Genomic DNA, 15,347 nt, shown 5'->3' on the forward strand with positions numbered 1-15,347 from the left:
TCAGCCTCGAAGGGTCTCCCATAACTTTCGCAGAATTTCGCCCGTTTCCCTAGGGGCCTTGCCAGAGCCATAGGCGACCTGGCCATAAATGTCGGCGGCCCGCCGGAGCGTGTTGTTGAACTCGGCGTGCTCCGTTTCAAGCCGATTCGCGAATTCGCCCAGCGTTTGATCTTCGCCGCGTTCGCATCCTCGTTCCGCCCCCCAAGCCTCGACCGCGGCGACACTGTATCGAATCCATTCTTCCGGCGGCTTTCCTTTCCACTGGGCATCGTGGAAAGGATTCCGAAACGCCGAGAACGGAACACGCGGCTTCACCACCGGAGCTGGCTCCGCAGCCTGTTCTTCCTCGTCCGACTGCTTCGAGCCAAACAAGCTTCCCCAGAAATCTCTCCAGGCCGCGGCGATGTCGTCCCAAAAGGCCCAGCCACCAATTCCCAGGCCGGCAGCCAACGCTACGTAAAACAACAACTTCAAGTAGAAGCCAAGATTCCCAAACAATTCCCCAAGAAACGAAAACGGTTTGGGCTTGGCCGCAGGGGTTTGCTGGGGACTCTTGGACGGTTTCGAAGAATCTGCATCTTTCGGCTCTGGACTTTGCGACTTCGACGCATTCTGATCGTCACTCGATTGCGTCTCGTTCGAATCGCTCTGCGGATCTGATTTCTCGCCGGACGAGTCTTGTTTCTGCGATTGGGACTCTTGCTGCTGTTGCTGCTGTTGCTGCTGTTGCTGCGAGTTTTGCTGATCTGAATTTTGAGACTGCTGATCTCCAGAGTCTGACTTGCCCTTTTCAGATTCCCCCTGTTTGGAATCGCTTTGCTTCGAGTCGCTTTGGTCCGACTGCTGTTGATTTGACTGCTGCGAATTCGATTCGTTCGACTTGCCCGGCTTCGACTGCTGGGCGTTGGCGTCGGTCTTCTCGCCAGGCTGCTTACCATCTTCCCGGGTTTCGTCGGACTGCGGCGAGTTCTCGTCTGCTTGATCCTGGTTCTCGGTCGTGCCGGAGCGATCGTCGCGATTGTCTTTGGTCCCCTCGTCATTGACCGAAAACTGCGACGCATCGGAGTCGTCTTTCTCGGAATAGGTAGGGAGCTTCGCCAGTTCGTACTCGGCATTGGGTCGCGGAAGGATTGCCACCAACAGCAAGACGATCAGCACCACGCTGAAGCCAACACCGAGCCAGGTTCCGGTCATGCTTAAAGGCATCACGACGCCACGTTGTTGTAAGTAACGACGCAGTCCCAGAAAGCTGGTCGTCACCAACAACCCGAGTGCCGCGAAGACATACGCGACCAACAGCACGAACAAATACCAACGTCGGTCATCGGCCAGTTGGCGGGCAAATGCCTGACCGAGGCCGAAAATGGGCAATGCCCCAAGCGAGAAATAAACAACCCAAGCCCCAGGGGCGAACTTCGTGTTGGTGGGATTGAACCAAGCATCCAGTTTCTCGGTGAAGGTCGTGGGCTTCGCTTCTTCAGGATCGGTGCCGGTGACTCCTTCGATCGGCGTCGGCACTTCCGGCATCGGCGAAGGAGGCTGCGGCGGTTCTTCTTGATTCGGTCGAATCCATTGCATCAGCCCCTTCTGCGAGGCATCAACTGATTGTTCCATCACCGTGCAGTCGTAAACGAGTCGAGTGCTGATCCACCAAATCCCCAATAGCATGAGCGTAGCCATCACCAAGGCATCGGGGGCCATCTGCCAAACGGCAAACAGCATGACAAAGGTGAATGCGGCCCCCAGTTTGATCGACTTCAAAATACCTTCTTCAATGTGCAGCCGAGCCAGCGAAACGATCCCCAGCACGAACATGCAGATCACCATGTTCAGCCGCCACTCGTACTGCCCGTGATAAAACAGCCCTGCCAGAAACAGCATCAAGCTGGCGACCAAAACCATGATCAACGCAGGGGCAACCGCGATGATGGCGTAATCGGTTTCGGTCAGACGGGGACGCATTGGTTGGGATCTGATAAGGAGAAAAGGAAAGAGAACTCAGCTTCATCAAAACAACGGGTAGGCTTGCTCCTGGCATATTTGGCTGATCGTTTCGAGCGACTTCAACTGCTTGGCGACCATCCGTTCCGCCAACAGCAGGCCGGCTGCCTGGGCGAATTCGTATTCGTCCCAGCAATTCACAATCGGGCTGACGACATAGCCACTGCGGACCAGGTTTCCCAGTGCCAAAGCGACTTCGGGAGTGACCGAAGACAAGATCGGAACAACCGTCGCATCGCGAGGCAATTCGCTTTGAATCTCGAACAGCAACGCCGGCAGCGAGAGTCCTTCGTTCTTTTCGCTGCGAGCCATCATGTGACGAATCTGCTGAAACTGCTCGGACCCGCGCCGGGTGCGGACACGCTGTGGTGTTAGACGTGGATCACGATCGATCCGACCAGCACTTTTCCGAGCCGCACTTCGCGTCCGTGCATCGAAGTCCCAACCTTCGTACTTCATTCGCTGGGCGGCATCGACCGAGTTGGTCACGATACCGACCTGCTGATCCATCAGGTGAACCGCGTTGGCAATCGCCACGGCACACTTCACCGACAGTTCGCTGCGGATCGGTTCGTCCTTGGCCGGAAAACTATCGGGATGCAAGTCGAGCACCAGGCTCACGCCGGCAATGCAAGTCGCTTCGTACTGTTTGCTATGCAGTTCCCCGGTCCTGGCAGTCGAAGCCCAATGCACGCGGTTCAAGGGGTCCCCTAACTGGTACCGCCGCACGCCGGCGATGCGCGAGGGATCTTCGAACAAGCGCGACTGCATCTTGATCTCGCCCAACGGACGCTTCGAGGCGAGGTCGAATCCATCGAGAGCGATGATGGAAGGTTCGACGGTGATGAAGCCAGGTTCAGCCAGCATCTTGAACTGCTTGTACAACCCGAACACGTCTCCCGTTTCGACGACTGCCGGACCGATTTGATAGTACCCGCGCCGATGGCATTGAATTCGATAGGTCAACAAACGTGTCGCCCGAGGCCACATCATCGACAGAAAGATTCGCTGTCCCTCGACTTCCAGGGCTGGCGGCCGCGAGACGATCGCATGCCGCGGCAGAAGATCTTCGACCAGAAACCATGGCATTGGGATCGATCCGGTATAGCGGACTGTCAGCCCAACCGTCAGCAGGTCGCCCTCTTCCAGATCGGTATGACTGAGATGTCGCGTCGCGGTGAGGTTTCGCAGCCAATAGTTCACCAGCAGTCGCGATCCACCAATCACGGCCATCAGGGCGTACATGGCATACGCCATCAATCCCAGCCCGAAGATCATGGAGATGGCAAGCAGGATCGCGACTCCCAGAATCCAACGCATACTAAACAGCCGCCTCGTCGATCATCGGGACCGGGACTTCCTGCAAGATGTCGTCGATCACGTCTTGCGGCGTTACCTTCCGCAGCCGGCTTTCGGGACGCAAGATCATCCGGTGAGCCAACACCGGCGTAAGGACTCGCTTCACATCGTCTGGCAAAACGTAGTTTCGACCCAAGATCGCTGCCAAAGACTGGCTCGTGCGAAACAATGCCAGCGACGCACGGGGACTCGCTCCCAACAGAAGTTGATCGTGCCGACGCGTCGCATGGACGAGCTCGACGATGTAACGCTGAACCTTCTCGTGCAGCTTGACGCTGCGTGTCGCCTTCTGACAGGCTCGCAGCTCTTCTTTGGTCACGACCGCATCGATGGTCTCGAGTGGGTGCTGTTTCCGCGACGCCGACAGCATCCGCATTTCGTCCTCCATGTTCGGATAGCCCAGGCTGAACTTCATCAGAAATCGATCGAGCTGCGCTTCGGGCAGCGGGAAGGTTCCTTCGTGGTCGATCGGATTCTGCGTGGCGAGCACCAGAAACGGAGGATCGAGCGGGTAGGTCTCTCCGTCGATCGTGACCCGCGACTCGGCCATCGCTTCCAACAAGGCAGCCTGAGTCCGGGGAGTCGTGCGGTTGATTTCGTCCGCAAGCAGAATATTGGTAAAGACCGGTCCCTGACGAAACTGGAATTCCGAAGTCTTCTGGTTGTATATCGACGTCCCCGTGACATCGCTGGGCAGAAGATCAGGCGTGCATTGCACCCGTTTCAGCGTACAGCCCACGCTTTTGGCCAAGGCACGTGCTAGCATTGTTTTGGCGACGCCGGGGACGTCTTCCATCAAAACGTGCCCCTCGGAAAGCCAAGCTACCAGCGAAAAGACAACCTGTTGCCTCTTCCCCAAGATAACTTTTTCAACGTTCCCCAAAATTTTCTTGACAGTCGAAGCAACGTCCATAGGGTGTAGTTTCAGTGCCGAAAATAAGAAATTGCGAAGGCGAAACGCCCCCTATTATGAAGCAAATTGCCGGATTGGCCCGCATTAAGAATGCCTTTTTCAGATTGACGATCAAGCATCTCCCAGGATATCATCATACACCTCTGCAGGGGCATAAATAAATCCAATGCTGCAGGAAGCACGTCTTACTGCTAAGTCCGGTGTTAAATACAGAAGTTACAGGCAACCGACGCGCGCGGCGTAAGAGAGCCTGGCCAGCATTGTAGAGATCTCTATGTACAAGCTATTGAATGCCTTCGGGCAGCATGGCGTTGGCTGTCTGGCCCTTATTTTGGGGTTCTTCTGTACCGTATCCATCGAAGCTCGCCCTTGGACGACGGTCGAAGGAAAAGTGGTCGAGGCGGAACTGGTCGAAGTCGTTCAAGACGGCAAAGCGGTGGTGCTCGACGTGCAAGGGAACCGTTTTACCGTTTCGCTGGAAAGGCTCTCCCCACAAGACAGGGGGTACATCCAAGGCTTACGAGACGCGATGTCGAAGCCGAGCGATGCTGAAATCAACAAAGAAATCGACGAAGCGGTCACCGAAGATGAAAAGGACAGTGACTCTTCCGAAAGCAATGGCGTCCGGCTGAAATCTCGCCGCGTCTGGAAATCACGGGATGGGATCGCCGTCGAGGCCCAGTTCGTCCGCATCGTGTACGGGACGATCCTTCTGAAAGAAGGGAGCCGCTACCACCGGATCCAGTACTACGATCTCTCGACCGACGATCGCCAGTTTCTGTTCGACGCCCATAGGGTGATGGGCAAAGAAAGCCTGATTCCGCCGGTTCGGCCTGACCTGCTCGACCCAGAAACCCAGCAGAGCGTTCCCATGTACCAGGATTCGTCCCCGACGCCGACCAACACCACGGGCACCAACAATCCCGGTCCAAGTGGCAGTTCGGAAAAGAAAGAAGACGTTAAACTGCCGCCAAATGGCTTCGGATCGGGTTCCTCCAGTTCGGTTAACCTTCCCCCAGGTGGCTTCGGCAGTGTGCCTTCCAGTGGATCGGATTCCAAAGTCAACTTGCCTCCGTCCGGGTTTGGCAGTGTCGGCTCGAACAATTCCGGCGGAAGCGGCAGCGTTAATCTGCCTCCATCCGGTTTCGGAAGTGTCCCCAGTTCTGGCAACTCAGGCAGTAACGTGAATTTGCCAAGCAATGGCTTCGGCAGTGCAAGTTCCAATGGAAGCTCTCGCCCGCGTGGCAGCGGCAAAGTGGGGCTGCCTTCGTCGACGATCGTCGATAACGAAATGCCCGAAGAAACCGAGTCGGAATCGGATCCGGGCCAGCCACTTTTCGACGTAGCCTCGATTCCTCAGCAGTCTGGTGGCTATGACGCTTTGCCTTCCACGTCGACCTCAGGCTGGTCGGATAGCCCACAAACGATCACGCCGTCTGCTACCACCCCGACTTCGACTGCCCGTCCGGCCGCAGAAACGAAGCCCAAAAGCAGCCAAGGCTCGCAGCAATCGCTCTCGGAACAAGGTGCCGAGTTCAACGCTCAGATGTTCAAGCCACAGTCCGATTTCACGCCGCTGCAAACCAACGAACCGCGAGAATTCACGACCACCGACTGGAACATGCAGATGTTCGGCGTCACGCTGCTGGGCCTGGGCAGCATGATGATTGCCGGGGGATATCTTTGGATGATCGCCCTGGCGTTCCTCGATAGTCTGCAGTGGGGTCTGAAGAGCTTGATCCCAGGCATGGCGATCGTCTACGGAATCACAGAATGGGACAAAGCCAGCACACCACTTCTGACCATGGGGCTAGGCGTTTGCTTGACCCTGGGAGGATTTGGTTTGTTGATGAGCCTCGGTTAAATTAACGGAAGTTGGATCGAGCTGAATTCGCCAGTGCCTGGTTACTGGCATCCTTATCCATACCTATCGACGTAACTTTTCAGCCGAGCCTTCCCTTCCGACCGTCATTGAATCTCCGCATTCGGGAATCTTGTTCATGTTGGCCAGCCGTCTGATCCCTCTCTTTTCGCTGCTACTCTGCCTGACGTCAGCGATTGCCTCTGCTCAGGAAGTCCGCGAGTGGACCGATGCCAGTGGTCAGAAGTTGACTGGCAAGTTCATCGAACTGACTTCTGATAACGTCGTCCGCATCGAGTCGAACGGCGAAGAGTATGGCATCCCCCTGTCGGCGTTTGTTCAAGCCGACCAGGACTACGCCAAGCTGCAGCAAGCCAACGCCGAGAAGCCGAAGACGCCCACCGATACCTCCCCTGCCCCGTGGATCGACAAGTCGGACAAGACGCTGTTCGAGAACCGCGAGTGGGCGAACTACCGCGACCAGAAGATCAAAGCGCGCTACGTCCGCATGGTCGATGGCTACGTTGTCTTGATGCAGGGAGCCAATCCACAGAAGGTTTCGTTTTACCTGCTCAGCAAAGAGGACCAGGACTACCTGCGAAATCACCTGAAAAAGCGGGGCGAACTCGATCAAATACTCACCCGCCAAGAGATTGAAGAAGAAGATCCCGACGTCCACAAAGATATGGAAAGTTACGTTAGCTCTCGTCCGACTGGGATGAACGGCGGCGCGATGAACTCGAATACGGGCGGCAATAACAACACGTCGCGTCCGCCGGCGTACGTTCCTCCAGAAACCGAGCCCTACCGTCCACCATCGGATGAAATGCCAACTGAAAATGGCTCTGGCAATAACAGACCAACGACGACGGAGCCAACCAACATGGTCGGCACCGACCCGTTTGGCCCTGACGCTGGGACCGATCCGATGAACAACGGCACCAGCGATCCAAGGTTTGGCAACAACAACACCTCGGAAGGTTCGTCAGGCTCGCCTGGGTTCGCTAATCGCTTCCGCAGCCAAGGTGGCGACAGCAGCGTTCCGCCTGGGCATTGCCCCAACTGTCGCATGGAACTGCCGGCTGGCTATGGCGCCGGCGATCACTGCCCACGCTGCAAGGTGTTTCTCGAAGAATGGGTAGTCGAAGGCTCAGGGCCCCCGGTCGACCCGTGGTATGTTCGCTATCCAGTCATTTATATCGTCGGCTTTGGTATCGTCGTCATCGGCGGTATGACCATATTGTCGAAGAAATTCTACGGCTAACCGTTGACCTAACGAACCGATTTCTGCTGGAAAACTTCCCGCTCAAGGGGAACAATTCCACGGCATTTGCGACCAATGTTAAACCTTGAGGGCCGTCGTAAACATCGACACCGCAAGGGGATCCCTGGGCAGCACGCTCCCCAGGGATTACCATTGAATCGACGCAAGCGGGGCAATTGGTAAGGCCTGTTCGCCGAATCCCGCTTTCCTATGTGCCGCACTAAACACCGCACTGGGCTCTGCCGAAGTCCGTGCCTCTCTGTGACGGGTCGTCGCCGACTCGCAGCCGATGGATTTAGAACGCGAACGAATACGAGCCGATCTCCGGGGTATCATCGCCGGCGAGATTCGCTGCGACGATACGTTCCTGGAACTGTATTCGACCGACGCCAGTATCTTCCAAGTGAAGCCGCTGGCCGTGGTACGTCCCCGTCGAACATCCGATGTTGCCGCCACTGTCCAGTATGCGGCAGAGAATCAAATTCCGATCCACGCTCGCGGAGCCGGCACCGGAATGGCAGGCGAATCGCTCGGTCGCGGGATCGTGCTCGATTTCGCCCATTCGATGCGACGCATCCTGGAAACGGGTGACGACTGGGTTCGCGTCCAGCCTGGAGTCGTGCTGGCCAACCTGAACCGACACCTTGCCCAGCGCCAGCGAATCTTCGGTCCCGATCCCGCCACACGCAGCGTGACGACAATGGGAAGTGTGATCGCGCTCGATGCCTCAGGCAGTCACTGGCCGCAGCACGGATCGGCCCGCGATCACATCCTGGAGTTGCAAGTCGTGTTGGCGAGTGGCGAAGTGGTCACCGTCAAGCGAACCCATCTGGATCAGATCGCCCATCTTCAGTCGCCGGAACTGGTCCGAATTACGTCTGGCATCGCAGAACTCCTTTCGAGCAACGCCGACAAGATCCAAGGGCATCTGCCCAAGACGTTCAACCAAGGAAGCGGCTATCGACTGTCTGGGGTGCTGGAACAGAACGCAGTCGACCTATGTAAGATCCTGGCCGGGTCAGAAGGTAGTCTGGCGTTGGTCACCCAAGCCAAACTACAAACCAGCCCTCGCTCGAAGGCTCGCGGCTTGGTACTGCTGTTCTTTGAACGCCTGGACAGTGCAGCCAAGGCCGCCGTGCAGCTCTCGCAATCAGGCATCAGTGCGTGCGATTTGCTCGATCGGCGAATCCTGGCGATCGCCCGCGAGACCGATCCGCGTTACTCGAATCTCATTCCCGAGAACACCGAAGCAATGCTGCTGGTCGAGTACTCGGGCGAGACGCAGACGATCGTGCACGAAGAACTGGAAAAGATCGCCGATCGCATCCGTAGACGTCGCCGACTTGCCTTCCATTCGCTGATCACCACGAGCCCGAAAGAAGTAGGCGTCTACTGGGAACTGGCTCGGCGGATGACGCCGATTTTGTATCGCCTGAAAGGAAACACGCGGCCGCTTCCTTTCATTGAAGACATGAGTGTTCCGCCTCCTCAGTTGCCAAGCTTTCTGTCGAAGATCCAGGATGTGATGAAGCGACATGAAACGATCGCTTCGATCTTTGCCCATGCGGCCCACGGCAATCTGCATGTGCGGCCTCTGCTGAACCTGGCCGACCGCGCCGATCTGACCAAACTGGAACGAATCGCCGACGAAATCTATGAAGAGTTATTTCAAGTGGGCGGCTCGCTGAGCGGCGAAAGTGGAGACGGGATCAGTCGCACTCCTTATCTCCCACGTCAGTATGGCCCCCTGTACGAACTGTTCGGTCGAGTGAAGCGTCTGTTCGATCCGGTCGGGATCTTGAACCCTGGCAAGAAGGTCCTCGCTTCGACCCTTTCGCCAATGGAACTGGTTCGTCGCGTTGAACGGGCCACACCAGTTGGCTCTGGCGACATTCCTGGTAGCAGCGAAAACGGAACGAACAGCAGCAAGAATCAATTCGAGCTACCAATCCTGACCTGGTCGCCCGAAGAAATGGCGACCGCCGCCCGAAGCTGCCATGGCTGCGGCCGCTGTCGAACGTATGGCTCCGACACGCGAATGTGCCCTGTCTTTCGGTTCGATTCGCGCGAAGATGCTTCTCCGCGAGCCAAAGCGAATCTGCTACGGGGTGTCTTATCGGGGCAGCTTTCGCCGGAAAGTATCGACACTGAAGAGACCAAAGAGATACTCGATACCTGTTTCCATTGCCATCAATGCCGCATCGACTGCCCATCGAATGTCGACATTCCGGACATGGTCATGGAAATGAAGGCACGCAACGTCGAAGCGAACGGGCTCTCGCAAGATGGCTCGCTACAAGCCAAGATCCATCGCTGGGCATTGTGGGGAAATCGCTTTCCGCGAATTGCCAACTGGGCCTTGGGCAATCGCGCAATGCGTTGGTTGATGGAACGGATGATCGGCCTGGCCAAGCTCCGGAAGCTTCCGCGACTGGCCAATCGCAGCTTCATCAAACAAGCTGCCCGAAAAGGCCTGACGACCGCCACTCGCCGCAGCGGACGGAAAGTGCTGTACTTCGTTGATCTGTATGCGAACTTGTTCGATACCCAGTTGGCGCAATCCTTCGTCAACGTGCTGGATCACAATCGGATCGCGGTCTACGTCCATCCCAAGCAGCAAGTCAGCGGGATGACCGCCATCGCCCAGGGCTCGCTGACGATGGCTGCTCGTTTGGCCCACAAGAATGTTCAAGCGTTAGCCGAAGCGGTGCGACAAGGCTACACGATCGTCGCGACCGAGCCTTCCGCCGTGATGGCTTTGACCCACGAATACCTAAACCTGCTCGATTCCGACGATGCGAAGATCGTGGCCGAGAACACCCGGGAAGCGTGTGAATTCCTCTGGGATTTACACCATCATGGAGAACTGGAACTCGACTTGAAGCCAGTGAACCTGACGGTTGGCTTCCACGTTCCTTGCCATTTGCGAGCCCTGCATCAAGAGTCGTTCGGCCAGCGGATCTTGCAACTGATCCCCGGCCTCTCCGTGCGATCGATCGAGAAAGGTTGCTCTGGCATGGCAGGCACCTATGGTCTGACCCGAACCAATTTCCGGAGTAGCCTACGTATCGGTTGGGACTTGATCGTCGCGATGCGAGCCAAACAAATTCAGATTGGATCGACCGAGTGCAGTGCCTGTAAAATGCAGATCGAACAAGCTGGCAACAAAGCGGTCGTTCATCCGATCAAGCTGCTGGCGAAGTCGTATGGTGTGCTCGATCAAGACACCGACCTATTCTCTCCTTCCTCGCACGATTTGTTTGTTTCATGAACGTACGTGTCAAACTATTCGCGCTGACGCAGGACCTGGCCGGCACGGATGAAGTCTCGCTCGCGCTGCCTGAAGACGCCACGGTAGCCGACGTTCGCTCAGGCCTCGCTAAGTTGGTGCCGGCTTTAGAAGCGGTTTTAGTAGGCTGTGCGTTTGCGGTGAACAACGAATTTGCCACGAACGACGCGCCGGTGAATGCCTCCGACGAAATCGCCTGCTTGCCGCCTGTCAGTGGCGGATAGTGAGCTTCACTGCCCGTCGCTCGTCTCCTCCGAATCTTGTCGCGGAAGCAATTTTGCCATGGTGGAACTTACCGACCATCCCATCAACGCCGACCAGATCACCGCAACGGTGACTTCACCTAACTGTGGCGCGGTGGTGCTGTTTTTGGGAACGACGCGGCAATTTACCGACAGCCGCGAAACCGTCACGCTGAGCTATACCGCGTATGCACCGATGGCGCAAAGTCAGATGGAAAAGCTCGAAGACCAGGCCAAAGCTCGCTGGCCGGTCGATCGCTGCGTAATGATTCATCGCCTCGGAGAAGTTCCCATCGGCGAAGCAAGTGTCGCCGTCGCCGTCTCGACACCACACCGTCGCGATGCCTTCGAGGCGGCAAGCTGGCTGATGGACCGTCTAAAAGAACTAGTTCCGGTCTGGAAAAAAGAGCATTGGGCAACTGGAGGAACCGATTGGGTTCATCCAGGCCTGGTTCAGTCTTCGGAAGAGAATAGGCTACAATAGAACTATGCCTATCGAACCTCATTCACCGTTAATCGACACCTTTAAACGGGTGCATACCAGCTTGCGGATCAGCGTAACCGATCGCTGCAATATCCGCTGCTTCTATTGCATGCCGCTGGAAAACGTGCGATTCAAGCCTCGTGACGAGTTGCTCTCGTTCGAGGAAATGGAACGCGTGGTTCGCGTTGCCGCCGGGCATGGGATCTCCAAAATTCGACTCACCGGTGGCGAACCGCTCGTCCGGTCGAATCTGGCGGAACTAGTTCGCCTGCTAAAGAACATCTCAGGGATCGATGAGGTTGCCCTGACCACCAATGGCATCCTTCTTCCCGACCAGGCCGCCGACCTGAAGGGAGCCGGCCTCGATCGTTTGAATGTCAGCCTCGACGCGTTAAGTGAAGCGATGTTCGAGCGGATCACGCGGCGGCAAGGCGTGCAGAAAGTGCTCGATGGAATCGCCGCGGCCAAGCAAGCAGGCTTTCATGATATTCGCCTCAATGCGGTCGCGATCCGCGACCTGACTGAGGGGGAAATTGTCCCGTTGGCCAAGTTTGCACGTGAAAACGATCTCCATTTACGCTTTATTGAATTCATGCCGCTGGATGCCGATCGGAACTGGGACGCCAGTCAGGTCCTATCCGGCGAAGACCTTCGCGCGATTATTTCCCGCGATGTGGCCCCGCTCGTCGAAGCGAATCGAAGCGACGCCAGTCAGCCGGCGACCGACTTTGCCTATGCCGATGGAAACCAGCGCGTCGGCTTCATCAACAGTGTGACTCATCCCTTCTGCGGAACTTGCAATCGGTTGAGAATCACCGCGGAAGGACAATTTCGTAACTGCTTGTTTGGCACAACCGAATGGGATGCCCGACAAATTTTGCGAACCGGCGGCAGCGATGCAGACTTGTCGCAGCTATTGCATGACTGCGTTGTCGCCAAAAAAGCCTCGCACGGAATCGACTCCCCCGAGTTTGTTCCTCCTGCGCGAGCCATGTATCAAATCGGGGGCTAAAGCGACCACGACCAGAAAGCTTGAATAGTGGCACGAGAACGAATCTATCTCGATAACGCAGCAACCAGCTGGCCCAAACCGGCCTGCGTGGTCGAGGCTGTGCAGCATCATCTGACCGAACTCGGAGCGTGCGCCGGACGGAGCGGCTACCGCGAAGCGAACGAAGTCGAACGACTGATCGGCGATACTCGCAAACAGATCGCCTACTTGTTTGGTACCCATACCCAGGAACAAGTCGTCTTCGGCCAAAACGGCACGGACATGTTGAACCTGGCACTGCATGGCCTGCTTCGCCGAGGCGATCATGTGATCACGACTTCGCTGGAACACAACTCGGTGTTACGGCCTTTGTCGTACATGAAGCAAACGCTCGAGATCGATATCACCTATCTAGATCCTGGCGAAGATGGTCGCATTGACCCCAACGCTGTTGGCGAAGCGATTCGTGACAATACCCGTCTGATCGCGATCACGCATGTCTCGAATGTCACCGGTGCCATTCAGCCAGTCGAAGAGATCTTTGCGATCGCTCGGGACCGCGGCGTGCGAATGCTGGTTGATGCGGCCCAGTCGGCCGGCCATCTCGATTTGAACCTGGCGGAAACACCGATCGATCTCGTTGCCTTTCCGGGGCACAAGGGCCTGCTCGGTCCGCTGGGGACCGGGGCGATGGTGATTCAACCGGCCGTGTCAGACGAACTGCAAAGCCAGCGTCAGGGTGGCACCGGCACCAAGAGCGAGTCGGATCAACAGCCGCAAGAGATGCCCACTAAGTTCGAGAGTGGCAACGCCAACGTGACCTGCCTGCTGGGTTTACGTGCTGGTGTGGAATACATTCGCGAACAGACAGTGACCGCACTGCATCGTCACACGATGCAAAACACCAGCCGCCTGATTGAAGGCCTTCAGGGGCTGCGAGGCGTAAGGATCTTCGGCCCGCAAAATCTTGAGCATCGCACCGGTGTCGTCAGCATCCAAGTCGAATCATTCGATCCGCACGAACTTGCCACGGCGCTCGATTCTGCGTTTGGCGTTCAGTGCCGAGCAGGGCTACATTGTGCCCCCCTGACGCACCAGCACTTGGGAACAATTAGTTCGGGCGGTACGCTAAGGTTTAGCCTCGGCATTTTTAACACCGCTGACCAAATCGATCGAACTTTGGAAGCGATGCAAGCCATTCTGCGATAGCCCTTCTTCCGCGATAGCATTGAAGCCATGAAAGAAAAACCAAACCAAGGACCGTGGTATCAAGATGGACTGCAATTTGAATGCAGTCAGTGCGGTGACTGCTGTACCGGCGGTCCCGGTTACGTCTGGGTGAATGCCGCCGAGATCGAAGCCCTGGCCAAATATGCAGATATGACCATCGAACAATTCGAGTCCGTTTACGTTCGCGAAGTCGGATTACGAAAGAGTTTAAAGGAATACTCAACTGGAGACTGTGTTTTTCTCGATACCGAAAAGAGAGGTTGTACGGTTTATCCGGCACGCCCTCGCCAATGCAAGACTTGGCCATTTTGGGACTCGAATATCAAAACGCCGGAAGATTGGCAGGCTACCTGCGACTTCTGCCCCGGCAGCGGTCAAGGGCGTCTCTATACGCTCGAAGAAATCGAAGACCGAGCGAGTCAGATCCGGATTTGACGAAAATTCGGGTGAAACTGTCCTGATCGGTTGAAGATTTGCCGATTATTCCGCCGATACCGATTACACCGAGACCGGTATGTTCGAACAGTGTGGTTACTTTACCGAGCTGTTCACCCGAACGAAGGGGCTCGGTACCCATGGATCTTTGAAAATTGGATAGTTCGGAGAAGCCTGCAAAAGGAGCATCGGTCCAGATGCTGGCGTCGCGTTAAATCTGCGCGGCTTCAGAAACATCTTGACTCTAGTGCTTGTGGCACTTACACTTGGAGCAATTGCTGACGGAAGTTACGAAAACTTACGGCAACTTACTCTATCCTCGTGTGGGAGTCGCCTCGTGACCAAAAAAGAGATTGTGAAGACGATTTCTGAAGAGATCGGGCTCACACAACTCAAGACGAAAGAAATCGTCCAGAAGACGTTCGATGCTATCGTCACTACCCTCGTAGAGGAGGGTCGCATCGAGTTGCGAAACTTCGGCGTTTTTGAGGTCAAGAAGCGAGCAGCCCGCAAGGCACGCAACCCTCGGACTGGGGCGAAAGTTGATGTCGACGAAAAGTACGTCGTCACTTTCAAGCCGGGAAAAGAGATGGAAGAACGGGTGCGACAGCTCGAAGAGAAGGACCGACAAGGTCGTCTCGAATCAGAGCAAGCCGCTTCGGCCCAGCCGCAGCAGCCCCCCTACTCTGCTCCTCAGCCACCTCAGTCGAATGATTCGCCTGGTTACCCAACGGCTTACCCTAGCCCGCCGAATCCGCCGACCTCTGGTCCTGGCGACTACGGCTCGCAAGGTTAATTCGCACCAGCGATCAAGCTCTTAAGCAGACAGGTCTCTCCGAACTCTCCAAGATTCAAAGCCTTGGACGATTGAGAACGAACGCAGTCGGTCAGGATGGCCGCTATATAAGTTTCACGGAGGAAATGAGATGCGTAACTTCATCATCGCACTGCTGCTTGGCTTCGCACTGATGGGCAACACCGGTTGCTTCCTGCCAATTTACTCGGCCGATCCGAGCACACGAACGACCGAATTGATCTACACGTCGGAAAACTTGCGGCACGTGCTGGAAGAATGGCAACGTATCTGGTTCCTCGACCAGCCTAGCCATCTGACCCCGTACCGTACCCATGGCGGCATCATCTAACCACTGCCGCCCTGCTCCGAAACCGTGAAACGAGACACCATCAGGCTGTGTTTGCGCAGTCTGGTGGTGTCTTTTTGCATGCGCCGAACGGTCTCCAGCAACGAATTGTCCAGTAGATAGCCTCGCTTTTCGG

General features: G+C 56.3%; 13 protein-coding genes. 10 read left to right on the forward strand and 3 right to left on the reverse strand.

Translation table 11 applies throughout. The annotated features are described in order from the left end of the window. The 3 genes from ABD890_RS20290 to ABD890_RS20300 are packed head-to-tail and all read right to left on the reverse strand — an operon-like array spanning position 1 to position 4,273. Positions 1–1,962: a DUF4129 domain-containing protein gene (locus tag ABD890_RS20290; RefSeq protein ID WP_345093997.1), complete on the reverse strand. Its 1,962-nt coding sequence runs from the start codon at positions 1,960–1,962 to the stop codon at positions 1–3. A 45-nt stretch (positions 1,963–2,007) separates the two neighbouring features. After that, positions 2,008–3,321: a DUF58 domain-containing protein gene (locus ABD890_RS20295; RefSeq protein ID WP_345093998.1), complete on the reverse strand. Its 1,314-nt coding sequence runs from the start codon at positions 3,319–3,321 to the stop codon at positions 2,008–2,010. A 1-nt stretch (position 3,322) separates the two neighbouring features. Further along, positions 3,323–4,273, reverse strand: a complete 951-nt coding sequence (locus ABD890_RS20300) for an AAA family ATPase (RefSeq protein ID WP_345094000.1) — start codon at positions 4,271–4,273, stop codon at positions 3,323–3,325. Positions 4,274–4,547: 274 nt separating this feature from the next. Between ABD890_RS20300 and ABD890_RS20305 the strand changes: the two genes are divergently transcribed. The 10 genes from ABD890_RS20305 to ABD890_RS20350 all read left to right on the forward strand — a co-directional run bounded on the left by ABD890_RS20305 (position 4,548) and on the right by ABD890_RS20350 (position 15,214). Further along, positions 4,548–6,137 (forward strand): hypothetical protein, encoded by a 1,590-nt coding sequence (locus ABD890_RS20305; protein ID WP_345094002.1) that lies wholly within the window; start codon positions 4,548–4,550, stop codon positions 6,135–6,137. A gap of 136 nt (positions 6,138–6,273) precedes the next feature. Next, a complete protein-coding gene (locus ABD890_RS20310) occupies positions 6,274–7,398 on the forward strand; it encodes a hypothetical protein (RefSeq protein WP_345094004.1) in 1,125 nt (374 codons plus the stop codon). 289 nt (positions 7,399–7,687) lie between these two features. After that, a complete protein-coding gene (locus ABD890_RS20315; RefSeq protein WP_345094006.1) occupies positions 7,688–10,669 on the forward strand; it encodes an anaerobic glycerol-3-phosphate dehydrogenase subunit C in 2,982 nt (993 codons plus the stop codon). Continuing rightward, positions 10,666–10,911 (forward strand): molybdopterin converting factor subunit 1, encoded by a 246-nt coding sequence (moaD, locus tag ABD890_RS20320; protein ID WP_345094008.1) that lies wholly within the window; start codon positions 10,666–10,668, stop codon positions 10,909–10,911. The genes ABD890_RS20315 and moaD overlap by 4 nt, the downstream gene beginning before the upstream one ends. A 58-nt stretch (positions 10,912–10,969) precedes the next feature. Beyond that, positions 10,970–11,413, forward strand: a complete 444-nt coding sequence (locus ABD890_RS20325; RefSeq protein ID WP_345094010.1) for a molybdenum cofactor biosynthesis protein MoaE — start codon at positions 10,970–10,972, stop codon at positions 11,411–11,413. Between the two features lie 4 nt (positions 11,414–11,417). Further along, complete coding sequence (gene moaA, locus ABD890_RS20330; protein ID WP_345094012.1) at positions 11,418–12,425, forward strand: GTP 3',8-cyclase MoaA; 1,008 nt, start codon at positions 11,418–11,420, stop codon at positions 12,423–12,425. A 27-nt stretch (positions 12,426–12,452) separates the two neighbouring features. Beyond that, positions 12,453–13,613 (forward strand): aminotransferase class V-fold PLP-dependent enzyme, encoded by a 1,161-nt coding sequence (locus tag ABD890_RS20335; RefSeq protein ID WP_345094014.1) that lies wholly within the window; start codon positions 12,453–12,455, stop codon positions 13,611–13,613. A 27-nt stretch (positions 13,614–13,640) separates the two neighbouring features. Continuing rightward, a complete protein-coding gene (locus ABD890_RS20340) occupies positions 13,641–14,069 on the forward strand; it encodes a YkgJ family cysteine cluster protein (RefSeq protein WP_345094015.1) in 429 nt (142 codons plus the stop codon). Between the two features lie 337 nt (positions 14,070–14,406). Then, on the forward strand, positions 14,407–14,865 hold the full coding sequence (locus tag ABD890_RS20345; RefSeq protein WP_345094017.1) for an HU family DNA-binding protein: 459 nt from the start codon (positions 14,407–14,409) through the stop codon (positions 14,863–14,865). Between the two features lie 130 nt (positions 14,866–14,995). After that, positions 14,996–15,214: a hypothetical protein gene (locus ABD890_RS20350; protein ID WP_345094018.1), complete on the forward strand. Its 219-nt coding sequence runs from the start codon at positions 14,996–14,998 to the stop codon at positions 15,212–15,214. Positions 15,215–15,347 lie beyond the last annotated feature (133 nt).

The sequence above is a fragment of the Bremerella cremea genome, assembly GCF_039541315.1.
GTDB lineage: Bacteria > Planctomycetota > Planctomycetia > Pirellulales > Pirellulaceae > Bremerella > Bremerella cremea.